Origin of the sequence: Stenotrophomonas sp. TWI1183 (assembly GCF_039673115.1) — a bacterium.
Classification (GTDB): Bacteria; Pseudomonadota; Gammaproteobacteria; order Xanthomonadales; family Xanthomonadaceae; genus Stenotrophomonas; species Stenotrophomonas maltophilia_AA.
This window is the reverse complement of sequence record NZ_JBDJKZ010000011.1, coordinates 101759-124454: the sequence shown is the minus strand read 5'-3', so window position 1 is coordinate 124454 and position 22696 is coordinate 101759. Positions and strand designations below refer to the sequence as shown.

Sequence of the window (22696 nt, the reverse complement as noted above, 5' to 3'; positions counted from 1 at the left end):
CGCAGTCGGCCGTCAAGGAAACAGGGCTACCTTCGGACATGATGGGGCCTGACGTTGCAAACTTCATCCCTCTGATGCCATTTTTGCGCAGTCATTCAGTTCTTCCCTTACCTTCGTGAGCATGCCCCCGCATTCATGACAGTCGCAGCCTCGCCGGTGGTGCCGGCCTCCCCCGTCCCCCTGATCGAGCTCGACCGCGCCTGTGTCATCCGCGGCCAGGTCCGGGTCCTGCACGATCTCAGCCTGCGCATCGAACAGGGCCAGCACACCGCCCTGCTCGGCCCCAACGGCTGCGGCAAGTCGTCCTTCATCAAGCTGATCACCCGCGAGCTCTACCCGCTGGCGCATGGCGATGGCACGGTGGCGGTGCGCGTGCTCGGCCAGAACCGCTGGCAGGTCGACCGGCTGCGCTCGCAGCTGGGCATCGTCACCGGCGATCTGAGCAGCAACCTCTCCGACATGCCCGGGCTGACCGTGGAAGAAGCGGTGCTGACCGGCTTCTTCGCCAGCTTCGTGGTGCCGGCCTTCCGTGAAGTGAGCGCGGAGATGCGCGACCGCGCGCGTGAAACCCTGGCCATGACCGGTGCCCTGCCCCTGCTGCAGCGTGGCTATGCCGAGCTGTCTGCCGGGGAAGCCCGGCGCGTGCTGATCGCCCGCGCGCTGGTCAATCGGCCGCAGGCCCTGCTGCTGGATGAGCCCTCCACCGGGCTGGACCTGATCGCCCGCGAGCAGCTGATCGCCACCATGCGTGATCTCGCCCGCCAGGGCATCACCCTGGTGCTGGTGACCCACCACATCGAGGAGATCATTCCCGAGATCGAACGGGTGGTGATGCTGCGCGGCGGCAAGATCCTCGCCGATGGCGCGCGTGCCGAGCTGCTGCGCGATGCGCCGTTGTCCGAGCTGTTCGGCGGCCCGATCCGGGTGGTGGAACAGGCCGGCCGGTTGAGTGCGTTCGCGGGCTGAGCGCTGCCCGAGGGCACGCCATGCCGGATCTGGCCGGATGACGAACGGCCGCTGTCGTTGAAGGATGAAGCTGCGATCATGCCGCTCCCCTCTTCTTCGAGACCTGCCGATGTCCTCGTCCCTGCGCTCCGCTGCCGTTCGCCCGATGCTGGCGACCGCCCTGCTCGCCGCCCTCGCCGGCTGTTCGTCGACGGCTGCGCCGCGCACCACGGCGGTGGAAGCCTCGGTCACCACCAAGGCCGTCGGCTACCTGCAGGGCGCTGCCGTGCCGGCGAGCCTGGCGCTGGTACCGGCGCCGCCGGCCGCCGGCTCGGCCGGCTTCGCGCTGGACGAACAGGTCAGCCGTGAAGCCCGTGCCCTGCGCGGCAGCCCGCGCTTCGAGCAGGCACACCGCGACGCCGAACTCGCCTTCCCGGCGGGTGCCAACCAGTTCTCGTGCGCGATCGATGTCGATGTGGACGCGGTGAAGACGCCGGCCCTGTACCGCCTGCTGGAACGCAGCCGGATCGATGCCAGCGCCGCCACCCGCACCGCGAAGAAGCACTACCAGCGCGCGCGGCCGTTCATGGTCAATGGTGAGCCCACCTGCTCGCCGGAAGACGAGCAGGACCTGCGCGGCAACGGCTCGTATCCCTCCGGCCACACCTCGATCGGCTGGGCGTGGGCGCTGATCCTGTCTGAGATCGTTCCGGACCGCGCCGATGCGATCCAGGCACGCGGCCGCAACTACGGCGAAAGCCGTCTGGTCTGCAACGTGCATTGGCAGAGCGACATCCTGGAAGGCCGTTTCATGGGCGCGGCCGCCGTGGCACGCCTGCATGACAACGCCGCGTTCAACAGCGACCTGCTGGCGGCGCGCAAGGAGATCGCCGCGGCACGCAGGGCGGGGCTGCATTCGGCACGGGATTGCGCGGCTGAAGAAGCGGTGTTGAAGGTGCGGCCGGCGAGCGCGTTGTAAGGCGACACCTGTCGATGGCATGGCATTGTGGGTAGACCCGGCCGCTGGCCGGCTCCTCGCGGTGCCCAACAGGGTGCAGAGCCGGCCAGCGGCCGGCACTACCGATACGGCACTACCGATACGGCGGTACCGATTGGCGATACAGCGGTCGGCGGTCGGCGGTCGGCGCGACGATGGCGGCACACAAGATAACGGCGCGGATTTCTCCGCGCCGTTTTCGTTTCAACAGCGTGCCCACCATCGGTGGGCACCTACCGCATGACGTGCATCAGAACTTTGCGGTGAACTCCAGGCCGAACGTGCGCGGCTCGTTGAGGAAGCCGGTCAGGTTGTTGAAGTCGATCGCGCCGACCACGCGGACCTGGTCGGTCAGGTTGCGGCCGTATACGGCGACGTCGTACTGGCCGTAATCCCAGTTGTAGCCCAGGCGCAGGCCACCTTCCAGCGAGGAGCGGCTGCGGAACTCCGGCGACTCGTACAGGAAGAAGTTCACTTCGCTGCGGTAGGCCCAGTCGGTGTAGACGTAGAACTCGCTGGCATCGTTGACCGGGAAGCCGGCGCGCAGCGTCAGGTTGTGGATCCACTTCGGCGCCTGCGGCAGCGGGTTGCCGTTGACCAGCGCGTAGGTGCCGCCATCGATGACCGTGGTCGGGTCGGTGATGGTGCAGCCACCGCCACAGATCGCCACCGCCAGATCCTTGTCCTTGATCTCGGTGTCGTTGTAGCTGCTGCCCAGGGTCAGCAGGACGTGGTCGGTCAGGTAGGCTTCGAAGTCGAGCTCGGCGCCCTGGCCGAGGGTCTTGTCGGCGTTGAGCAGGGTCGCGGTGTTGTTGGTGCCACCCACGGCGATCAGCTGCTGGCCGTCGACGTTGTAGCGGAACACGTTGAAGCCCAGGCGCGCGCGGCGGTCGAACAGGTCGGCCTTGATGCCGGCCTCGTACGAGATCACCTTCTCCGAATCGGCCTGCGAGACGCCGCCGAAGGCCAGGCGGCCCTGGATCGACGGCGCGCGGAAGCCCTTGGCCACGCGGGCGTACGCGTTGAGGTTGTCGGTGATCTGGTAGACGCCGCTCAGGTCCCAGCTGACGTCGTTGACGTCGGTCTTGGCGATGTACGGGCCGCTGACCGGGGTGCCGAACGGCACGGCCTGCAGCACGCTCGCGCTGAAGTCCTTCTTGTCCTGCGTGTAGCGCACGCCACCGCGCAGCTTGAAGCGCTCGGTCACGTCGAAATCGCCGGAGGCGAAGGCGGCCCACGCCTTGTTGCGCTGCTGCTGCACGGCGTGACCGGTCTGCGGATTGCCCGGGGTCAGCGAGTCGTAGTTGAAGCTGTCGATGGTGACGTCTTCATCGAAGTAGAAGACGCCGGCCTGCCAGTCGAAGCGGCCCCACTCATTGGATTCCACGCGGAATTCCTGGGTCCACTGGCGATGGTGCGGCAGGCCATCGGCCGATTCGGAGGCGAACGGGATGTTGCCCGGGCCGTAGTTGCCGGCGCCCAGGAAGCTGGCACCGTAACCGCCGTCGATGTCGCCGTGGTTCAGCGATTCGGCAGTCTCGTAGCCGGTGATCGAGTGCAGCGTCACGCGGCCCAGGTCCCACTTCAGGCGCGCACTGCCGCCCCAGGTTTCCAGGTCGGAGAAGTTCTGGCCATCGGTCGAGACTTCATCGCGGTCGAAGTTCTCGACCAGCTGGTTGGTACCCGGCTTGAGGATGTTGGCGCGGAACAGGCGCGCGGTGCCGTTGAGCTTGCGCTTGTGCAGGTTGAACAGCGCTTCGACATCATCGCCTTCGTACAGGAACTGCACGCGGGCGGCGGCTTCGTCATAGCCTTCGAAGCCCTGCGCCGGTGCGCCCTGGCGGGTGTTGGTGACCCAGTCGTCGCGGCGCTGGTACAGCGCGGAGACGCGGGCCGACCAGCGGTCGGTCAGCGGGCCGCCGTAGGCGCCCTGCGTGTTCCAGGTGTTGTAGCTGCCGTAGGCGACCTTGATGTACCCGTCGGCATCCTGCGAGGGACGCGCCGAATCGAACTTCACCACGCCGGCCGGGGTATTGCGGCCGAACAGCGTGCCCTGCGGGCCGCGCAACACTTCCACACCGGCCAGGTCGAACAGCGGGAAGCCCTTCAGCAGCGGGCTTTCCTGCACCACGTCGTCATACACCAGCGACACCGGCTGCGAGGCATTGAGGTCGAAATCGGTGTTGCCCAGGCCGCGGATGTAGAAACGCGGGAAGGCACGGCCGTAGGACGATTCGATGTTCAGGCTGGGCACACGCGCCGACAGGAAGCGGATGTCATCGCCGGCCGAACCGAGCACGTCGAGCTTTTCACCCTGGATCGCCGAGATCGAGACCGGCACGTCCTTGGCGTTTTCGACGCGGCGTTGTGCCGTGACCTGCAGCGTATCGAGGGCAACCGGATCCTTGGTGGCGGGGGCATCCTGGGCTGCGGCCGTCAATGGCAGCAGGGCGGCAAGAGCGACAACGAGCGGGTGCACGGACGGGAAACGGCCGTGGGCAGTGCGGTTCGGGAACATGGCGTTTAGGCTGTGTTGGGAGGGGTGGTGGACCGGCGCTACCAGACAATTGTTGCAGTACAGCAACAGAGCCGCAAACAACCGCTATTCATTACCCCCTTCCGGGAGCGCGCGTTGTGACGGCGGTCGCGGCCCGGCATCCCCCGTCACGGCCTGAATGCCCTACTCCGCTGTCCTGCCGGTCCCGACAACGCTTCGGTATGCTGGCGGCCCTCGATGCCCATTCAGTTGCCACGCCGATGACTTCACTGCGCCGTACCCGCCTGACGCTGTCCGTTGCCCTGCTCGGCCTGCTGGCCGGCTGTGGCGGTGATCCCGTGCGCCCGACCCCGCCGCCGGCGGCCGTTCCGGTGACGCCGGCCAAGCCGGTCAAGATCGGCATCGCGCTGGGCGGCGGCGCGGCCAAGGGCTTCGCCCACATCGGCGTGATCAAGATGCTGGAGGCCAACGGCTTCGAGCCGGTGGTGGTGTCCGGCACCAGCGCCGGCAGCGTGGTCGGCGCGCTGTATGCCAGCGGCATGGACGCGTTCCAGATGCAGTCCAGGGCGGTTGCCCTGGATGAAGCCAGCATCCGCGACGTGCGCCTGTTCTCCGGCGGCCTGGTCCAGGGCCAGAAGCTGCAGGACTACGTCAACGCGCAGGTCGACAACCGCCCCGCCGAAAAACTGAGCAAGCCCTTCGCCGCGGTCGCCACCCAGCTGGAAACCGGTGAGCGCACGGTGTTCGTGCGCGGCAATGTCGGCCAGGCGGTGCGTGCGTCCAGCAGCATCCCGGGCGTGTTCGAACCGGTGAAGATCGGCAAATACAACTACATCGACGGCGGCGTGGTCAGCCCGGTGCCGGTCGATGCGGCGCGCCAGCTCGGCGCGGACATCGTGATCGCCGTGGACATCTCCAGCAAGGCCAGCGGCAAGGCGCCGACCGGCATGCTCGGGATCGTCAACCAGTCGATCTCGATCATGGGCCAGCGCCTGGGCGAGCAGGAGCTGGCACGCGCGGACGTGATCATCCGGCCCAAGGTGCTCGACATCGGCGCCGCCGATTTCGGCCAGCGCAACAACGCGATCCTGGAAGGTGAGAAGGCCGCGATGGCGGCGATGCCGCAGATCCGCGCCAAGGTCCAGCAGCTGCAGAAGGCGCGTGCTGCCGCGCTGGCCCCGCCGCCGCCCAAGCCGAAGTGCGATGAGCCTTCGCGCGTGGGCCGGCTGATGGGGCGCAAGGAAAAGTGCGAGGGCTGAAGCCCCGCCACCGGTAGAGCCGACCGTTGGTCGGCTGCTCCTGGCTCTGGTCTCCACGAAGCCGACCAACGGTCGGCTCTACCGTGCGATCGGGAGGGCGATCCGCGTCATTCCAGCTGCGACAACGGCAGCGCGCGGAAGTCCTTTACGGTGCGCAGCACGAAGCTGGAATTGACGTCGGCCACGCCGGCGGCATTGAGCAGCTTGTCGAGCAGGAAGCTGGAGAAGTGCTCCAGGTCGCGCACATAGATGTGCAGCAGGTAGTCCATGTCGCCGGTGAGCGCATGGCAGGCCACCACCTCATCCCAGATCAGCACGCTGTCGGCGAACACGCCGATGGCGTGCTGGTCGTGCTTCTCGAGCTGCACCCGGACGAAGGCCTGCAGGCCGAGGCCGATCTGGCGCGGCTCCAGGCGCGCGCCATACCCGGCGATGACGCCCTCGCTCTCCAGCCGCTGGACGCGCCGCAGGCAGGCCGACGGGGACAGATTCACCCGTGCAGCCAATTCGGCATTGGTCGCGCGGCCGTGTTGCTGGATTTCCGCCAGCAGGCGCAGATCCGTGCGGTCGAACTGGGCAATTCCGGTCATTGCTGCCCCGCAACATGAGGTGGACGCAATGATCTTGCGCCAGAAGGCCATATCCGCGCAACTTTGCAAACCTCTTGCGCGCGCCCTGCCCTAGGATCGTTAGATGACTTCCCAGGAGACCACCACGATGGAAACCGCCACCGCCCCGCGCCGCGTCGAACACCAGCAGACCGACAAGGGATACGTGCCGGTGTATACCACCGCGATCGTGGAACAGCCCTGGGACACCTACACCGCCGACGACCACGCCACCTGGAGCACGCTGTACCAGCGCCAGCGTGCGCTGCTGGAAGGCCGCGCCAGCAAGGAGTTCCTGCACGCGCAGGACGAGATGGGCATGAGCGCGCACATGATTCCGCGCTTCGACCAGCTCAACGAGGTGCTGGGCGCCGCCACCGGTTGGACGCTGGTGGGGGTGGAGGGGTTGCTGCCGGAACTGGATTTCTTCGACCATCTGGCCAACCGCCGCTTCCCGGTGACCTGGTGGATCCGCCGCCCCGACCAGATCGACTACATCGCCGAACCGGACATGTTCCATGACCTGTTCGGGCATGTGCCGCTGCTGATGAACCCGGTGTTCGCCGACTACATGGCCGCTTACGGCCGCGGTGGCGTCAAGGCGCATGCGATCGGCCCCGAGGCGCTGCAGCACCTCACTCGCCTGTACTGGTACACGGTGGAGTTCGGGCTGATCAACACCGACGAAGGCCTGCGCATCTACGGCGCCGGCATCGTGTCGTCCAAGGGCGAATCGCTGTACTCGCTGGAATCGGCCGCGCCCAACCGCATCGGCTTCGACCTGCAGCGGATCATGCGTACCCGCTACCGCATCGATACGTTCCAGAAGACCTACTTCGTCATCGACAGCTTCGAGCAGTTGATGGAGGCGACCGCGCCGGACTTCACCCCGATCTACGCGGCACTGGAGGCCAAGGACCATCTGGCCGCCGGTGACGTGCAGGACGGCGACACGGTGTTCCAGAAGGGCACCGGTGAAGGCTGGGAAGACGGCGGCGACGTCTGATCGGTAGAGCCGACCGTTGGTCGGCTGCCGTTCGCGCGCCATTGCCGCGGGCGGGTTGGATGTGGAGCAGCCGACCAACGGTCGGCTCTACCCGCTGGTGTGGCCTGCTTCAGAAGGAAGCAGGCGAAGGCTGGAAGACGGCGGCGATGCCTGATCGGTGGAGCCGACCGTTGGTCGGCTGCCGTTCGCGCGACAGTGCAGCGGGCGGCATGGATGTGGAGCAGCCGACCAACGGTCGGCTCTACCGGGGGATGGATTGAGCTCTGTTAAGGTCTTGGACCTTCACGTGCCGCTGTCCAACGCCATGCCCCTGTCCGCGTTCCGCATCCAATCCATCCACTTCGACGCCACCCACGTGTACCTGCAGCTGGCAAGCGGCGCGCAGGTGGGTGAGTTCCTCACGCGCAACCCGCGGCTGGAGAAGGCGTCGGCGAAGCAGCGTGCACAGTGGGTGTTGACCGACGACGGCCTCGGCACGAACTGGCCGGCGCTGTCGCCGGCGTCGGCCACCGGCATGGTCTACGTGCTGGACCTGCTGTGGGATGCGCGCTACGAGCACGCGATGCAGCGGCTGCACGCTCTGGACTGGAGACTGGATGCGCTGTCAGCGCAGGACCAGCTGCTGGTGGCGTTGTGGCGGATGGAGGCGGACATCAACAACGGCGGCTTCATGCAGTTCCTGTGCAACTGGGGCGACCCCACCTGCCAGCTGGCCCTGCAGGGGCTGCGTGCCATGGGTGCGGACCAGACCCATGCGGCGCTGGCCGGCATGCGCGGGCTGCTGGATCGTTTTGAGGATGATCCGGCGGTGACCGAGTTGAGCGATCTGTACGAGGCGATGACGCCTGCGGAGCAGGACGCGCTGGAGCAGTTTGAAGAGGCGTACTACGCAGGGCCCGATGACCTGGCCAGGCTCGGCGTGCTGCATTTCGGGCCGGAACCGGATGCAGGCCCGCAGCCGTGAGTACGCCCGGTGCCGACCCCCGGTCGGTACCTACCGGGGATAGGCCAGCAGCACCACCAGGTCATCGTCGCCCACCTGCTGCAGCGCGTGCAGGCTGCCGGTGCGGGTCAGCAGCGCGTCGCCTGCCGCCACGTCGTGTTGTTTGCCGTCCAGCACATAGCTGCCACGCCCGCTGACGATGTAGTAGATCTCGTCCTTGTGCTGCGGGTGCAGGCCGATGCCGGCGCCTTTGTGCAACACGCGCTTGCGCAGCACGAACGGCAGGTCGGTGTCGTCGGCGAAGAACGGATACGCAGTGGTGGGGCCGGCGCCACCATGCGGACCAGGCTGGGTGATCGCGATGTCGCGCTCGTGCACCACGCGCGAGGGTTTGGATGCATCCGCGCCCTGCCCTGCACTGCGCACGTCGCAATCGATATCGCGTTTCAGCGCGGGTTTCAGCGTGGGCTGCGACGCAACCCAGTCGCGCACGACCAGGCATGCCACGGCATCCGCACCGGCGGTGCTGAAGTGCGTGCCATCGGCCTTGTTCTGTTCGGGCACGAACAGGAAGTACGGCCGCGCGCCCTGCTCGCCCAATGCGCGGATCCAGCGCGTGGAGCTGTCGTTGAGGTCGATCAGCGCGACCTGCTCGCGCGTGGCCAGCTGCTTCATCGCCTGGGTGTACAGCGCATGGGTGTCCAGCAGTGAGCCGAAGTCGTACAGCAGGCGCGCAACCGGGGTGATCAGCACCGGCGTGGCGCCCTTGTCGCGGGCCAGCTGCACGTAGCGCAGGAGGTACTGCGGGTACGCACTGCCGGGCTCGGCGTAGCGCGTGGGGTCTTCGAACTTGGCGTCGTTGTGGCCGAACTGGATCAGCAGCACATCGCCGCGCTGGAGCTCGGCGGCGATGGCGTCCAGGCGTTTCTCGTCGATGAAGCTGCGCGTGCTGCGGCCGCCCTTGGCGTGGTTGCGGACCTCCCACACGGTGGGATCGAGATAGGTCTGCAATGCCTGCCCCCAGCCGGCCTGTGGCGCGCGCTCCGGGCCGTACGCGGCGGCGGTGGAATCCCCGGCAATGAAGATGCGGTGTGGCGCGCACAGCGCGCTGGGGGCGGCGAGCAGCAGCGACAGGGACAACAGCAAACGCAGCATGGTCATGCTCCTGGGTGGAGAGCTGCCGGCCAGCGGCCGGCACTACCGGGCAGATGGGGTGCCTGAATGACAGATGGGCGCCCAAGGGCGCCCATCGTCTGCCCGCGTGGGCGCATCGTTCGGTGGTGTCGCTTACCGAGCTAGCCAACCGCCATCAACCGGCAGCACCGCGCCGTTGACGTAATCCGAGGCGCTGGAGGCCAGGAACACGGCGGTGCCGCCCAGGTCTTCCGGGGTGCCCCAGCGTGCGGCCGGGATGCGGTCGAGGATGGACTTGTTGCGGTCCTCATCGGCGCGCAGCGCGGCGGTGTTGTCGGTGGCCATGTAGCCCGGGGCGATCGCGTTGACGTTGATGCCCTTGCTGGCCCATTCGTTGGCGAGCAGTCGGGTGATGCCGGCGATGCCGCTCTTGCTGGCCGTGTACGACGGCACGCGGATACCGCCCTGGAAGGACAGCATCGAGGCGATGTTGATGATCTTGCCGCGGCCCTGGGCGATGAAATGCCGGCCGGCGGCCTGCGAGATGAAGAACGCGGACTTGATGTTGACGTTCATCACGTCGTCCCAGTCCTGCTCGCTGAAATCCACCGCGTCGGCGCGGCGGATCAGGCCGGCGTTGTTGACCAGGATGTCCAGGCCGCCCAGGCCTTCGATGGTTTCGCGGATGACGCGCTCGACCGGCTCGATGCTGATCAGGTTCGCTTCGATCGCCAGGCAGCGGCGGCCCAGCGCGGTGATGGCCGCGATGGTCTCGGTGGGCGGCTGGATGCCGGCCACGGCGACGTCGGCACCGGCCTGCGCCAATGCGACCGCGATGCCCTGGCCCAGGCCGGTGTTGCCACCGGTGACGAGGGCGACCTTGCCTTCCAGACTGAACGGATTAGCCATTGCGTATGTAGTCCTTGTCCAATGCGTAACAGACGCCGACGGCGCGATGCCGACGGCGCGTCGGGGTCACTTGAGCTGGCAGATGTCCAGCACGTGCATGTCGGTGTAATCCAGGTTCTCGCCGCCCATCGCCCAGATGAAGGCGTAGTTGCTGGTGCCGGCGCCCATGTGGATGGACCACGGCGGCGACACGACGGCTTCGTTGTTCTGGATGACGATGTGGCGCTGCGCGTCCGGCTCGCCCATGAAGTGGTACACGCGGTCGTTCTGGCCCAGGTCGAAGTAGAAATAGACTTCGCTGCGGCGGTCGTGCAGGTGCGGCGGCATGGTGTTCCAGACGCTGCCCGGCTTGAGCACGGTCAGGCCCAGCAGCAGCTGCGAGGACTGGCAGGTCGCCGGCACGATGTACTGGTAGATGGTGCGCTCGTTGCTGGTTTCCAGCGCGCCACGGTCCAGGGCCACGGCGTCCTTGATCGACAGCGCCTTGGTCTCGAAGCGCGCATGCGCCGGGGTCGAGGCCAGGTAGAACTGCGCCGGGGTGGCGGCGTCATCGGACGCGAACACAACGTCTTCGCTGCCCATGGCCACGTACAGGCCATCCTTCGGCCCGAGCTTGAACACGGTGCCGTCCACGGTGACGGTGCCGCTGCCGGCGCCGACGTTGATCACGCCCAGCTCGCGGCGCTCCAGGAAGGCATGGCCAGCGGCCGAGGCGGGTTCAGTCTGCTTGGGCAGCGAGACCGGGCCGTTGACCGGGGCCGCACCGCCGAGCACGAAGCGCTCGTAGTGGGTGTACTTCAGGGTCACCGCATCGGCGTTGAACAGACCATCGAGCAGATACAGATCGCGCAGGTCGTCATTGCTGGCGCCCTTGATGGCGTCGGGATGGGTGGCGTAATGGGTCTTGCAGTACATGGCGTCTCCAGAGCAGGGGTGGGGCGATGCGTCGGCCCCGGCACGATTTCAGGTGATTGTAGCCAGTTGGTAAACCGGTGTCATTTTGCAGCGCACGATAGGCCGGGTGGCCCGCGGACGGGAGTCGGGACGGGAGGCGATACGACCGGGGGAGGCGACACCACAGAACAAGGGTGACGACAGAAGAAGCGTCACGACCGAAGAAGCGTCACGACCAACGGTCGTGACCTACCGGGGATTGACGCCTTGGGGGTCAATCCTCGGGCGGCTGGCAGGAATCGCGCACGATCAGGTGCGGGCGCACGCTGGCGTGCTGCATCACGGCCTGGCCATCCGGCTGGATCAGCATCGCGGCGGCGGTCCGGCCGGTGTCGCGGGTATGCCGGCGCACCGAGGTCAGCGATGGCCACAGGCGCGAGGCCAGCGGGCTGTCGTCGTAGCCGATGATCGAGAGCTGGCGCGGGATGTTGATGCCCGCGCGCAGCGCGACCTTGTAGATACCGGCGGCCATTTCATCGTTGCCGGTGAAGATGGCGGTCGGGCGCTGCTTGCCCAGCAGCAGCTTCTCGGCCGCGGCCACACCGGATTCGAAGGTGTAACCGGCCTCGACGATGCGTGCCGGCGGCAGCTCGATGCCGCGCTTGGCGAGCGCATCGATGAAGCCGGCCGTCCGCTCGTGCGCCGAGCGGTACGCGCTCGGGCCGGTCACCAGGGCGATATCGCGGTGGCCCAGCGAGAGCAGGTAGTCGGCTGCTTCGGCGGCACCGTCGCGGTCGTGGGTGACCACCATCTGCGAGGTATCGTCCAGCGGCAGCGAGGCGATGCGGGTGAAGCGGCAGCCGATTTCATCGAGCATGTCGACCAGCGCCTGGTCTTCGGAAGCACGCGGCACCAGGATCACACCGTGCAGCTTCTGCTGCTGCACGAAGCGGCGCACGCCGTCGATGTAGCCGGGGCTGCGCGAATCGCAGGGATGCACGACCAGCTCGAAACTGGAGCCGCGCAACGCATCCAGCGCACCGTACTGCATGTCCACGATGTACTGCGCGGTCGGGTTGTCGTACACCATCCCGATCAGGAACGAGCGCCGGAACGCCAGGCCGCGGGCCAGCGGGTCCGGCGTGTAGCCGACCTCGCGCATCAGTGCTTCGACCTTCTCGCGCGTGTCCTTACGCACCAGCGGCGAGTTGTTGATGATGCGCGAGACGGTCTTCTTGGATACCCCGGACAGACGCGCGATGTCGTTGATCGTGGCGGCCTTGCCTTTGGTCAATCCGTGCGGCGACGGATCGGTTTTGCTGCGCAATGACATGTCGTTCAAACCGGGGATGAGTCAAGGGATTCTAGCGGGGAGCTCAATCGAGGGCGCGGTAGCGGAAATTCCGGAACTGGACCTTGCCGTCACCGGCAGCATAGAGCGCCGGCTTCAGGGCCAGGAACTTGCCCGCGACATTGTGATGGTAGCCGGAGACTTCCATCTGAACCGGGTACTTCTGCCAGGTTCTGCCGTCGGTGCTGGAGTGGATGGTGACGATGTGGCGGTTGTTGGTCACCCGCAGCCACAGCTTGCCGCCGGTGGCGCTGGGGGCAAGCCGGGTGGGGCGCTCCTCGCCGTAGCGGTGCATGATGAACTTCTCGCCATTGCTGCCCACGCCCACGTACAGGCGGTCGCTGTAGTAGAGCAGGGCACCGCCCACCGCGCCCGGGGCGATCTCCATCTCGACCTCGAACTGGTAAGCCTTGTCGCCGGCGATGGCCGTCAGCGGCGAGCTGTCGCGCGGGGTTTCGCCCTTGCCCTGCAGCTCCATGCCCTTGCCGGTGAAGGCCAGGCGCTTGTACTCGTCCTGGGCCGGGTTGAAGAACGACCACTGCGCGCCGAGGGTCTTGCCGCGGAAGTCATCGGACAACGCCATGCCGTGCTGGCCCACCGAGGTACCCGACGGCTTGGCGAGCGGCTGGCCGAGGTCGCCGCCCTTGGCCACGAACCAGCCATCGGCGGTCCATTCGATCGGCTCCAGCAGCGCTTGGCGGCCCAGCGTCCAGTACCCGTTCTCGTAGCCGTGGTACATCATCCACCAGCGCCCGTCGGTGCCTTCGATCACCGTGGCATGGCCGCGCGACCACCACGGCTCGGCGGCCGACCGGGTGCGCATGATCGGGTTGTTCGGCGCATTCACCCACGGGCCGTGGATCGAGCGCGAGCGCGCGGTGATCACCATGTGCCCGGTCGGCGGGCCGGCGGTGCCACCCACGGCGGTGGTCATGTAGTACCAGCCATCGCGGAAGTTGATCTTCGGGCCTTCCTGCGCATAGGCCTCCACATCCCAGCTTTCCGGGTATTTCCAGCCGTCGTAGACGTGCCTGGGCGTGCCGACCACGCTCAGGCCGTCATCGGCCAGCTGCACGTAGTCGCCGCCACTGAGGAACAGGTAACGCTTGCCGTCTTCACCCACCGCGTGGCCCGGGTCGATATAGCCGCCCAGGCTGATGTCGATCGGCTCGCTCCACGGGCCCTTGATGCTGTCGGCCCAGACCACGAAGTTGCTGCGGGTCTCGCCGGTACGGGCGGGGAAATAGATGTAGTAGCGGCTGCCGTGCTTGACGATGTCCGGGGCCCAGATCGCACCGACATTCCTGGTGATGGCATGGCCCAGCGGCTGCCAGTTGACGAGATCGCGCGAGTGCCAGATCGGCAGGCCGGGGTAGGCATCGAACGAGGACAGGGTGAGGTAGTAGTCCTCGCCATCCTTGAGCACCGAAGGGTCCGGGCGATCACCGGCGAACACCGGATTGAGGAAAGTGCCGTTGCCCAGATCGGCCTGGCGCTGGTTCTCGATCCCGCGCTTCCAGTTGGTGGCCGGCTCGGCGGCGTGGCCGGCGCCGGCCAGCAGCAGGCAGGCGGTGGCGAAGCTCGCCAGGGTCTTCCTCAGGTGCATCGTCTCTCTCCCTTGAACGTATCGTGGGCCAGGCGCGCTCAGCGCGCCCCGGTCCCGGCAAGACGCTGTTGCCAGCGTGGGTACTCGGTGGTGATCAGGGCCTGCGGCCAGGTGCCGTACCAGTGGTAGCCGGTGCGGCGCTCGCGCGGAATCTCGTCGAACGTGGCCACGCGCTCACCCTCGCGGTTGGCCAGCAGCACGGCGCTGTCGTGCAGGTCGTGGAAGCGACCCCACAGCAGCGGGGCGCCGGCGTCGGCGACCAGGCGGCGGTCGACCGTGGTGCGGTGGAACTGGAACTGCGCCGGGGTGGTTTCGAAGGTCTCCAGCCGCCACCCGGTCAACGCATGCGCCTGGAACCACGCCATCGCGGCGTTGACCGAGGCGACCACCTCCGGCGCGGGATCCGGGATCGACATCAGGTAGCGGACCACGCCGACACTCTCGTCGGTGACCAGCGCCGGCAGCTCGAACGTCCGGCCCTGCGCGGGCAGCAGGGTGGTGCGGTCGTACTGGCCGGCCCAGATCGTCGGCACGCCGTCCTGGCGCACCTGCAGTCGCAGCAGGCAGGCATCGCCGGCGGTGACGGCGGCGTCCACGCGGGCACGCTGATCGGCAGTGATGAACCCGAACACCGGCTCGCGCTGGATGCGCCGCAGCGTGGTCAGCACGCCACGGGTGACATCGTCGGCGAAGGTGACGTGGCCGTGGTACGAGGTGCGCGACGGCACCGAATGCGGCCAGCCGCCACAGGTCGGGATCTGCTCGGCAAGGATGAAATCCAGGCCACGTACCGCTGCGTCGCGGTAGCGCGCATCGCCGCTGCGCGCGAAGGCCTCGGCCAGGTAGTCGACCTGGGTGTAGACGTTGCGGTTGTCGAAGCTGCCGCCGGGCGTGGCCTGGTCGGCCAGCACCTGTGTCTTGGCGGCATCGTCGAGGATCCGCTGCGGATCCTGGTTGACCGCCCAGCCGCCGCCATGGCGTTGCAGGGCGACCAGGTTGTCGGCGATCTGCCGGTACTGACCGGGGGACCAGCGCGGGTAGTCCGTGCCGTGCCCACTCTGCCAATGGTTGATGCCGTCCTGGAAGCCCCGCAGCGGGATGTCCTGGCCCTGCGCCATGACGGCGCAGGGCAGGGCGATCCACAGCAGGGCTGCCAGCCGCCGCACGCTTACGCGCGCAGCAGGGCGGGCAGCCACAGCGACATTTCCGGGAAGAAGGTGACGATCAGCAGCACGCCCAGCGCGGCGAACCAGAACGGCCAGATCGAGCGCATGCTCTCACCGACGCTGATCTTGCCGATCGCGGTACCGATGAACAGCACCGAGCCCACCGGCGGCGTCACCAGGCCCAGGCCACCGGTCAGCACCAGCACCAGGCCGAAGTGGATCGGATCGATGCCGTAGGCCTTGGCCACGGGCAGGAAGATCGGCGTGCAGATCAGGATCATCGGCGCCAGGTCCATGAAGGTGCCCAGCAGCAACAGCATCACCACGATCATCAGCAGCACCATGAACTGGCTGTGCGCGAACGACTGCAGGAAGTTGACCGCGGCCGACGGCACTTCCAGATACGCCAGCAGCCAGCCGAACACGGCTGCGGTGGCGATCACGAACAGGATCACGCCCGTGCTGCGCGCGGCATGGGTGACCGTGCCGAGGAACTCGCGCCAGTCGAGCTGGCGGTACAGCACGGTGGTCACCAGAAGCGCGTAGACCACGGCGATCGCCGCACTCTCCACCGCGGTGAAGATGCCCGCGCGGATACCGATGAAGATCAGCGCGACCAGGCCGAGGCCGGGCAGGGCCGAGACCAGCCGCAGCAGCACCGCGCGCCAGCCCGGGAATATCTCCACGCCGTAACCGCGGCGGCGTGCCACGAGATAACCGGTGATCATCAGGACGACCGTCATCAGCAGCGCCGGCACGATGCCCGCCGCGAACAGATCGGCGATGGACAGGCCACCACCGGCCGCGGCCGAGAACAGGATCAGGTTGTGCGACGGCGGCACCAGCAGCGCGACCAGCGCGGCGGTGATGCTGACGTTGACCGCGAAGTCACGGTCGTAGCCGCGCTTGACCATCTGCGGGATCATCGTGCCGCCGACCGCCGAGACGTCGGCGATGGCCGAACCGGACACACCGCCGAAGAACAGCGAGGACAGGATCGAGACCTGGCCCAGGCCACCGCGCATGCGCCCGACCAGCGAGGACGCCAGTGAGATCAGCCGTTCGGAGATGCCGCCGCGCATCATGATTTCGCCGGCGAAGATGAACAGTGGAATGGCGATCAGCGAGGCCGAACCGGTGCCGGCGGAAATCTGCTGAACCAGCACCAGCGTCGGCAGATCGAGGTACCACAGGGTGGCCAGGGCGGCGGCGGCGAGCGCGAACGCGACCGGCACGCCGAGCAGCAACAGCACCGCGAACACGGTGAAAAGAATCGTAATACCCATGACTCAGCGATCTCCCTCGGCAACGGCATCGGCCGGCCGTACGGCCAGCGCCATCTGGTTCACGGCGAAGATCGCCATCAGGGCGCCACCGATCGACAGGGGCAGGTAGTTGATGCTCTGCGGCAGGTGGGCGCCGGCGGCCTTGATGTCCAGGCCGTCCATGAGCAGCACGGCTGCCCACCAGGCGATGACCACGCCCAGCACGGCCACCACCAGCGCGGCGAATACATCGACCGCGCGGCGCAGGCCCGGTCCCATGTGCGCGGCCAGCAGGAAGAAGCCGAAGTGGCGGCGGGTATGCACGCCGGTGGCCGCGCCCAGGCTCATCGCGGTGGCGAGCAGCAGCAGCGTGACCGGCTCGGTCCAGCTGGGCGAATCATTGATCACGTAGCGGGCGAACACCTGCCAGCCCTGCACCACCACCAGGCCCAGCAGGGCGATGACGGCAATGTAGATCGCCACATCGGCGATGAGGTTGAGCAGGCGCTGCGGCGCGGTGGGGGTGATGACGGTTTCGGAAGTCGAGTCGGACATCGCGTCGGGGCCTCAGGCGAAGTCGCGGATGCGACGGGTGAGGGCGGCCAGCTCCGGCTGCTGCAGGTAACGCTGCAGCAGCGGGTCGGCGGCCTTGCGGAAGGCCGGCATGTCGACCTCGTTGAACGTGATGCCGAAGTCGGCGACGGCCTGGCGCGCGGTGCTTTCCGAGGCATCCCACTGCTCGCGCATCACCTGCACCGATTCACGCGCGGTCTCGATCACCAGGGTGCGGTCGGCCGGGCTCAGCGCATCGAAGCTCTGCCGCGACATCAGCAGCACGTCCGGCGCGTAGGAGTGATCACTCTGCGACCAATAGTGCGCGGCCTCGAAATGACGGCTGGAATGGAAGCTGCGCATGTTGTTTTCCGCACCGTCGATCATGTGCGTTTCCATGCCCGAGAAGGTATCGCCCAGCGACATCGGGGTCGGGTTGGCACCGAGCAGGCGCATCAGCTGGATGAAGATGTCCGAAGACGCCACGCGCAGCTTGAGGCCGTGCAGGTCCTTGGGTTCCACGATCGGGTGCTTGGTGTTGTAGAAGCAGCGCGCGCCGGAATCGTAGATCGCCAGACCGACCAGATCACGGGTTTCAAAGCCCTGCAGCACCGTATCGGCGACGCCACCATCAAGGGCGCGGCGCATGTGCGCCACCGACTCGAACACGTACGGCAGGCACAGGCCCTGGGTCAGCGGAAACGCGTTGTTGAGCGCGCCGGAGTAGACGCGGGTGATGTCGATGGCGCCAAAGCGGGCCATGTCGATCGCCTCGGACTCACGGCCCAGCTGGCCGGAGTGGTACTGGCGCAGCCGCAGCCGGCCGCCGGTTTTTTCTTCCAGCGTCTGCCCGATCCATTTCACCGCAGTGACGGTGGGGTAATCGGCGACGTGGACGTCGGTGGCGGTCAACAGCTGCGCACCGGCCGGTGCGGCGTTGGACGACCGCGAACAGGCCGTCAGCGCGGGCGCGGCAAGCGCGCCCAGACTGGTAGCCAGGAAACTTCTGCGAGTGAACATCTGCGCCCTCCCAAGCGTGCTCGCCATGTCCGCGCGGTCAACCGGCGGCGATGGCCTTGCAGGTAATGTCGCCGTAACCGACGAAACGGATCAATGCTTCCTGGCCCACGGCGATGTCGTGGATGCCGGTGGCGTTGCCACTGGCGATCAGATCACCCGCCTTCAGCGGTCGGCCACGCTGCGCCGAACGGGCCAACGCGAACGCGTAGGCAGTGCGCAGGCCGCCGGGCAGCAGGGTGGCGCCACCGGTACCGACCACCTGGCCTTCGATGCGGGTCTCCGCACGCAGGTCGGCGTCGTCCAAACGGGTCCAGTCCGCGATTTCGGTGCCCAGCACCAGGCCGTTGTTGTTGCCGAAATCCGACACCACCACGCGCGGGCCGAGCTTGTTGATCGTCGCCAGCGGGCTGCTCGCGACCTCGACGCCGATGAAGAGCCTGGCGGGCAGTGCCTCGGCTTCTTCCGGCGTCCAGTGCAGCTTGTCCGCCGGAGCGTCTTCCTGCAGCTGGATCACATACTCGGCTTCAACCGCGCCGAAGCCACCGACGAACACAGGAATCTCGACTGTTCCACCGGTAGCATTCCAGAGCTGGCGCGCGAAGATCGGGCCCAGCAGGCGGTCATCGCCGGACCCGTCGCGGCGTTCGGCAGCGATGTAGCCGACCTTCCAGCCGACCACCTGGTCGTCCCACAGCGCGATGGCCTGGTCCTGTACCTGATAGGCGGTGACGAGGTCTTCCGGGATGGTTCCCGGGAAATCCGGCAGGGATTGGCCGTGTTGGCGGGCGCTGACGAAGTGCCGGGCGATCTCGCCCAACCCCTGGTCGGGCAGGTCCTGTTTGCCGTGGTCGTTGCTCAAGCGGGTCTCCCGGAAAAATTGTTGCACTGCCAATCGACAGCGGTTGGATGAGCTGTATATGGTAAACCGGTGTCATTGGCAATGTGCAGCGCATCAGAAGCGCTGCCGGTCAGGCACGATGCCTGTTTCCTCTACCGGAAGGACGTCCCCGGATGCGCCGTTGCCTTGTGTTGCCTTCGTTGATCCTCCTGCTGCTGGCCAGCGGCCTGGCGCCTGCGGCCGAGCGCGCCGTCCCGGAGACCGAACCCGCCGCCGGGGCACCGGACCGCATTGCACTGTGGCCGGAGGGCCAGGTGCCGGGCGAATCGGGCCCGGCCACGGTCCCCCACGTGATCGAGCGCAGCACCGATCCCGCACTGCCGGACCGCTACATCGACAACGTCAGTGCGCCTTATCTCGTCGTGTACCGGCCGGCACGCCCGAACGGCAGCGCCCTGCTGGTGGTGCCCGGTGGCGGCTACCAGCGCATCGTGCTGGACAAGGAAGGCACCGCCCTGGTGCCGGCCTTCGTGGAGCAGGGCGGCGTGACCCTGTTCGTACTGCGTTACCGGCTGCCTGCAGGCCGCAGCGATCGGCAAGCGGCACTGGCCGACGCGCAACGCGCGATGCGGGTGATCCGCGCGGATGCCGCCCGCTGGCAGATCGATCCGGCACGCGTCGGGGTCATGGGCTTCTCGGCCGGCGGACACGTCGCCGCGCGGCTGAGCAACGGCTTCGATGCCCCGGTCTATCCCCACCGCGATGCCATCGATGCACTCAGCGCACGCCCGGATGTCGCCCTGCTGATCTACCCGGTGATCGACATGGGCACGCATGCGCATACCGGCTCGCGTGCGCGCCTGCTCGGACCGCATCCGGATGAGGCGCTGCAGCGGCAATTTTCGATGCAGGAGCAGGTCCGCATCGATACGCCGCCGACCTTCCTGGTGCATGCGCAGGACGACAACGTGGTCCCGGTGCACAACAGCCTGGTCTACTACCAGGCGCTGCTGCGCGCCGGCGTCTCCACCGAAATGCATCTGTTCCCGTCCGGCGGCCATGGCTTCGGCGTCCGCATCCCGGCCGGTCTGACCGTCGCGCAGTGGCCCGGGCTGGCCCTGCGCTGGATTCCTTCGCGCCATACGGAGCCTGCGCGCCATGACTGATTCCCCCGCCGATCTGCAACGGCGTCGTTTCCTGCGTGACAGCGCGCGCTATGCCGCGATGCTGGGTGCGGCCAGCCTGCCGCTGCTGCCCGCCTTCGCCGGCGTGCCCGGCCCCCGCCACGATGCCGCGCCGCTGGCACGCGTGCGCAGTGGTCGCGTGCGCGGACAGCTTGAGCAGGGCATCCACGTGTTCCGCGGCATTCCCTACGGCGCCGATACCGCCCCCCGGCGCTTCCAGCCGGCCGTGCAGGAATCGGCCTGGCGGGGCGTGCGTGATGCGCTGGCGTACTGCCATGCCGCGCCGCAGGGCGGCAGCGAAGGGCCGGGCAGCGAAGACTGCCTCTACCTCAATGTGTGGACCCCGGCGCTGCGCGATGGCGGCAAGCGCCCGATCGTGTTCTACATCCACGGCGGCGCCTACAACAACGGCTCCGGCAGCGACCCGCTGTACGACGGCAGCGCGTTGTGCCGGCGCGGCGACGTGGTCGTGGTCACGGTCAACCATCGCCTCAACGTGTTCGGCTATCTGTACCTGGCGCAGCTGGGCGATGCGCGGTTCGCCGATTCCGGCAACGTCGGCCAGCTCGATCTGGTCCAGGCGCTGCAGTGGGTGCGCCAGCATGCACACGAGTTCGGCGGCGATGCGGGCAACATCACCGTGGTCGGCCAATCCGGCGGCGGCGCGAAGATCGCCACGCTGATGGCGATGCCCGTCGCGCGCGGCCTGTTCCAGCGCGCGTGGACCATGAGCGGGCAGCAGGTGACCGCCGCCGGCCCGCGTGCGGCCACCCAGCGCGCGCAGATAGCGATGCAGGCGGTCGGCGCGGCCGACGCCGAGGCGTTGCGCACGATGCCGATGGAAGCGCTGCTGGCCGCCACCCGTGCGCGCGACCCGTCGCGCGTGGAGAACAGCAGCCTCTACGTCGGGCCGGTGCTCGACGGGCGTTCGCTGCCGGTGCATCCGTTCTGGCCGGAGGCGCCCGCGCAGTCCGCCGGGATTCCGATGGTGATCGGCAACACCCACGATGAAACCCGCGCCTTCCTCGGCAACGACCCGGCCAACTTCGCCCTCACCTGGGAGACGCTGCCGGCCAAACTGGAGAAGGAACAGTACGTGGACCTGCTGCCGTCGGTGGTGATCGCCGAGTACCGCCGCCTGTATCCGCACTACACGCCGTCGGAGGTCTTCTTCGCGGCCACCACCGCGGGCCGCTCCTGGCGGGGCGCGGTGGAGGAGCTCGAGGCGCGTGCGCGCCAAGGCGCACCGACCTGGGCCTATCAACTCGATTGGGGCTCGCCGCTGGACGGCGGCAGGTTCGGAGCCTTCCACACGCTGGATATCCCGCTGGTGTTCGACAACACCGACCGCCCCGGTTCGCGCACCGGTGACGGTGAAGAGGCCACGCGCGTGGCGGCCACGATGAGCGAGGCGTTGATCGCCTTTGCCCGCCATGGCGATCCGAATCATGGCGCACTGCCACGCTGGCAGACCTATTCGCTCGCCCGCCGCGAAACGATGGTGTTCGATGCCACGTCGCAGCAGGCCGACGACCCGCGCGGTGGCGAGCGCCGTCTCTATCAGCAGGCCCCCTTCATTCAACGAGGCACGTTCTGATGCGGTGTACTTCCTGGCTGCTGGGCAGCGCGCTGTTCGGCCTGATCAGTGCGGCGCAGGCCGCGGTCGACCCGGCGGTACTGGATCGACCCGCACCGACGCCGATCCGGGCCAGCAAGATCGTGCTGGTCGGCGATTCCACCACCGCCGTGCAGGGCGGCTGGGGCCCGGCGTTCTGCGCGCGGCACGTGACCTCGTTCCTGACCTGCACCAACCTGGCCCGCGGCGGCCGCAGCACCTACAACTACCGTGCCGAAGGATCGTGGGCGTTGGCCGGGGCGGAGATGCGCACGCCCGGCTATGCCACCACCTGGGTGCTGGTCCAGTTCGGCCACAACGACCAGCCCGGCAAGCCGGGCCGCTCCACCGACCTGCAGCGCGAGTTCCCGGACTACCTGCGCCGCTACGTGCGCGAGATCCGTGCCGCCGGTGCGCAACCGGTCCTGCTGACACCGTTGACCCGCCGCCAGTTCGCCGATGGCGTGCTGATCGATGACCTGGCGCCGTGGGCCGAGGCGGTGCGGACGGTGGCGCGCGAGATGGAGGTGCCGCTGGTCGATCTGCACGCGCGCAGCCGTGCGGTGGTGCAGGCGCTGGGGCCGGTCGCCGCCATGCCGCTGGCACAGGCGGCCGCCACACCGGCGCAGGTCAGCGCGGCGCTGGGCGGTACCACCGTGGGTGCGGCGCCCGTGGCGGGCGCACCCGTCGCGCAGAACAACGCGGTCGCCGAGCCGATGGGGCAGGCCAAGCTCGCTTTCGATTACACCCACCTCGGCCCCGACGGCGCGGCGCTGTTCGCCACGCTGGTGACCGAGGAACTGGCCCGGCAGGTCCCGTCGTTGCGGCCGCTGCTGATCCCCTGATCGATAGGCGAACGCGAAGATTTCTTTCGAATGGATTGCTACGTCGGCGATCGTGGGTCGAT

At 67.7% G+C, this 22696-nt stretch carries 20 protein-coding genes; 8 read left to right on the top strand and 12 right to left on the bottom strand.

Going from position 1 to position 22696, the window contains the following annotated elements; genetic code table 11:
* Window positions 1-135: 135 nt before the first annotated feature.
* Window positions 136-966, top strand: coding sequence for an ATP-binding cassette domain-containing protein (locus ABE434_RS12095; protein ID WP_346478998.1), 831 nt, complete (start codon window positions 136-138; stop codon window positions 964-966).
* A 109-nt stretch (window positions 967-1075) separates the two neighbouring features.
* Window positions 1076-1924, top strand: a complete 849-nt coding sequence (locus ABE434_RS12090; RefSeq protein WP_346478997.1) for a phosphatase PAP2 family protein — start codon at window positions 1076-1078, stop codon at window positions 1922-1924.
* A 268-nt stretch (window positions 1925-2192) separates the two neighbouring features.
* Here ABE434_RS12090 and ABE434_RS12085 read toward each other — a convergent pair whose 3' ends face one another.
* Window positions 2193-4460 carry a TonB-dependent receptor gene (locus tag ABE434_RS12085; protein WP_179460615.1) on the bottom strand — a complete coding sequence of 756 codons (2268 nt, stop codon included), beginning with the start codon at window positions 4458-4460 and terminating at the stop codon, window positions 2193-2195.
* A gap of 239 nt (window positions 4461-4699) precedes the next feature.
* On the opposite strand from ABE434_RS12085, the gene ABE434_RS12080 reads away from it, so the two are divergent.
* Entirely contained in the window at window positions 4700-5698 is a 999-nt protein-coding gene (locus ABE434_RS12080; protein ID WP_346478996.1) for a patatin-like phospholipase family protein, read from the top strand.
* Between the two features lie 107 nt (window positions 5699-5805).
* On the opposite strand, the gene ABE434_RS12075 is transcribed toward ABE434_RS12080, so the two are convergent.
* Window positions 5806-6288 (bottom strand): Lrp/AsnC family transcriptional regulator, encoded by a 483-nt coding sequence (locus tag ABE434_RS12075; protein WP_123730980.1) that lies wholly within the window; start codon window positions 6286-6288, stop codon window positions 5806-5808.
* A 127-nt stretch (window positions 6289-6415) separates the two neighbouring features.
* Between ABE434_RS12075 and phhA the strand changes: the two genes are divergently transcribed.
* Window positions 6416-7312: a phenylalanine 4-monooxygenase gene (phhA, locus tag ABE434_RS12070; RefSeq protein ID WP_346479012.1), complete on the top strand. Its 897-nt coding sequence runs from the start codon at window positions 6416-6418 to the stop codon at window positions 7310-7312.
* A gap of 286 nt (window positions 7313-7598) precedes the next feature.
* Complete coding sequence (locus tag ABE434_RS12065) at window positions 7599-8276, top strand: DUF4375 domain-containing protein (RefSeq protein WP_346478995.1); 678 nt, start codon at window positions 7599-7601, stop codon at window positions 8274-8276.
* Between the two features lie 30 nt (window positions 8277-8306).
* Here ABE434_RS12065 and ABE434_RS12060 read toward each other — a convergent pair whose 3' ends face one another.
* The 10 genes from ABE434_RS12060 to ABE434_RS12015 form a co-directional block, all read right to left on the bottom strand.
* Window positions 8307-9410: a GDSL-type esterase/lipase family protein gene (locus tag ABE434_RS12060; RefSeq protein WP_346478994.1), complete on the bottom strand. Its 1104-nt coding sequence runs from the start codon at window positions 9408-9410 to the stop codon at window positions 8307-8309.
* 132 nt (window positions 9411-9542) lie between these two features.
* Window positions 9543-10298 (bottom strand): 2-dehydro-3-deoxy-D-gluconate 5-dehydrogenase KduD, encoded by a 756-nt coding sequence (gene kduD, locus ABE434_RS12055; protein WP_128095343.1) that lies wholly within the window; start codon window positions 10296-10298, stop codon window positions 9543-9545.
* 66 nt (window positions 10299-10364) lie between these two features.
* Window positions 10365-11213: a 5-dehydro-4-deoxy-D-glucuronate isomerase gene (gene kduI / locus ABE434_RS12050; RefSeq protein WP_176990787.1), complete on the bottom strand. Its 849-nt coding sequence runs from the start codon at window positions 11211-11213 to the stop codon at window positions 10365-10367.
* A 253-nt stretch (window positions 11214-11466) separates the two neighbouring features.
* Complete coding sequence (locus ABE434_RS12045; RefSeq protein WP_121044030.1) at window positions 11467-12525, bottom strand: LacI family DNA-binding transcriptional regulator; 1059 nt, start codon at window positions 12523-12525, stop codon at window positions 11467-11469.
* A 43-nt stretch (window positions 12526-12568) separates the two neighbouring features.
* Entirely contained in the window at window positions 12569-14149 is a 1581-nt protein-coding gene (locus ABE434_RS12040) for a family 43 glycosylhydrolase (RefSeq protein ID WP_346478993.1), read from the bottom strand.
* Window positions 14150-14187: 38 nt separating this feature from the next.
* Window positions 14188-15345: a pectate lyase gene (gene pelA, locus ABE434_RS12035; RefSeq protein WP_346478992.1), complete on the bottom strand. Its 1158-nt coding sequence runs from the start codon at window positions 15343-15345 to the stop codon at window positions 14188-14190.
* Window positions 15318-16601, bottom strand: coding sequence for a TRAP transporter large permease (locus ABE434_RS12030; RefSeq protein ID WP_121043820.1), 1284 nt, complete (start codon window positions 16599-16601; stop codon window positions 15318-15320). The genes pelA and ABE434_RS12030 overlap by 28 nt, the downstream gene beginning before the upstream one ends.
* Before the next feature lie 3 nt (window positions 16602-16604).
* Entirely contained in the window at window positions 16605-17135 is a 531-nt protein-coding gene (locus ABE434_RS12025; protein WP_176990784.1) for a TRAP transporter small permease, read from the bottom strand.
* 12 nt (window positions 17136-17147) lie between these two features.
* On the bottom strand, window positions 17148-18152 hold the full coding sequence (locus ABE434_RS12020; RefSeq protein WP_176990783.1) for a TRAP transporter substrate-binding protein: 1005 nt from the start codon (window positions 18150-18152) through the stop codon (window positions 17148-17150).
* A 37-nt stretch (window positions 18153-18189) separates the two neighbouring features.
* Window positions 18190-19011: a 2-keto-4-pentenoate hydratase gene (locus ABE434_RS12015; RefSeq protein ID WP_176990782.1), complete on the bottom strand. Its 822-nt coding sequence runs from the start codon at window positions 19009-19011 to the stop codon at window positions 18190-18192.
* A gap of 152 nt (window positions 19012-19163) precedes the next feature.
* Here ABE434_RS12015 and ABE434_RS12010 point away from each other — a divergent pair, with 152 nt between their 5' ends.
* The 3 genes from ABE434_RS12010 to ABE434_RS12000 are packed head-to-tail and all read left to right on the top strand — an operon-like array spanning window position 19164 to window position 22634.
* Window positions 19164-20156, top strand: a complete 993-nt coding sequence (locus tag ABE434_RS12010) for an alpha/beta hydrolase (protein WP_346478991.1) — start codon at window positions 19164-19166, stop codon at window positions 20154-20156.
* On the top strand, window positions 20149-21771 hold the full coding sequence (locus ABE434_RS12005) for a carboxylesterase/lipase family protein (RefSeq protein ID WP_346478990.1): 1623 nt from the start codon (window positions 20149-20151) through the stop codon (window positions 21769-21771). The genes ABE434_RS12010 and ABE434_RS12005 overlap by 8 nt, the downstream gene beginning before the upstream one ends.
* Window positions 21771-22634: a rhamnogalacturonan acetylesterase gene (locus tag ABE434_RS12000; RefSeq protein WP_346478989.1), complete on the top strand. Its 864-nt coding sequence runs from the start codon at window positions 21771-21773 to the stop codon at window positions 22632-22634. The genes ABE434_RS12005 and ABE434_RS12000 overlap by 1 nt, the downstream gene beginning before the upstream one ends.
* The last annotated feature ends 62 nt before the right edge of the window (window positions 22635-22696 follow it).

What these genes read in the sequence shown, in the direction of transcription:
- ABE434_RS12060 (WP_346478994.1), bottom strand. Translation starts at nt 9,410, where the DNA reads ATGCTGCGTTTGCTGTTGTCCCTGTCGCTGCTGCTCGCCGCCCCCAGC.
- ABE434_RS12030 (WP_121043820.1), bottom strand. Translation starts at nt 16,601, where the DNA reads ATGGGTATTACGATTCTTTTCACCGTGTTCGCGGTGCTGTTGCTGCTC.
- kduI (WP_176990787.1), bottom strand. Translation starts at nt 11,213, where the DNA reads ATGTACTGCAAGACCCATTACGCCACCCATCCCGACGCCATCAAGGGC.
- ABE434_RS12090 (WP_346478997.1), top strand. Translation starts at nt 1,076, where the DNA reads ATGTCCTCGTCCCTGCGCTCCGCTGCCGTTCGCCCGATGCTGGCGACC.
- ABE434_RS12080 (WP_346478996.1), top strand. Translation starts at nt 4,700, where the DNA reads ATGACTTCACTGCGCCGTACCCGCCTGACGCTGTCCGTTGCCCTGCTC.
- ABE434_RS12025 (WP_176990784.1), bottom strand. Translation starts at nt 17,135, where the DNA reads ATGTCCGACTCGACTTCCGAAACCGTCATCACCCCCACCGCGCCGCAG.
- ABE434_RS12020 (WP_176990783.1), bottom strand. Translation starts at nt 18,152, where the DNA reads ATGTTCACTCGCAGAAGTTTCCTGGCTACCAGTCTGGGCGCGCTTGCC.
- kduD (WP_128095343.1), bottom strand. Translation starts at nt 10,298, where the DNA reads ATGGCTAATCCGTTCAGTCTGGAAGGCAAGGTCGCCCTCGTCACCGGT.
- ABE434_RS12000 (WP_346478989.1), top strand. Translation starts at nt 21,771, where the DNA reads ATGCGGTGTACTTCCTGGCTGCTGGGCAGCGCGCTGTTCGGCCTGATC.
- ABE434_RS12075 (WP_123730980.1), bottom strand. Translation starts at nt 6,288, where the DNA reads ATGACCGGAATTGCCCAGTTCGACCGCACGGATCTGCGCCTGCTGGCG.
- ABE434_RS12040 (WP_346478993.1), bottom strand. Translation starts at nt 14,149, where the DNA reads ATGCACCTGAGGAAGACCCTGGCGAGCTTCGCCACCGCCTGCCTGCTG.
- ABE434_RS12095 (WP_346478998.1), top strand. Translation starts at nt 136, where the DNA reads ATGACAGTCGCAGCCTCGCCGGTGGTGCCGGCCTCCCCCGTCCCCCTG.
- phhA (WP_346479012.1), top strand. Translation starts at nt 6,416, where the DNA reads ATGGAAACCGCCACCGCCCCGCGCCGCGTCGAACACCAGCAGACCGAC.
- ABE434_RS12085 (WP_179460615.1), bottom strand. Translation starts at nt 4,460, where the DNA reads ATGTTCCCGAACCGCACTGCCCACGGCCGTTTCCCGTCCGTGCACCCG.
- ABE434_RS12045 (WP_121044030.1), bottom strand. Translation starts at nt 12,525, where the DNA reads ATGTCATTGCGCAGCAAAACCGATCCGTCGCCGCACGGATTGACCAAA.
- ABE434_RS12010 (WP_346478991.1), top strand. Translation starts at nt 19,164, where the DNA reads ATGCGCCGTTGCCTTGTGTTGCCTTCGTTGATCCTCCTGCTGCTGGCC.
- ABE434_RS12005 (WP_346478990.1), top strand. Translation starts at nt 20,149, where the DNA reads ATGACTGATTCCCCCGCCGATCTGCAACGGCGTCGTTTCCTGCGTGAC.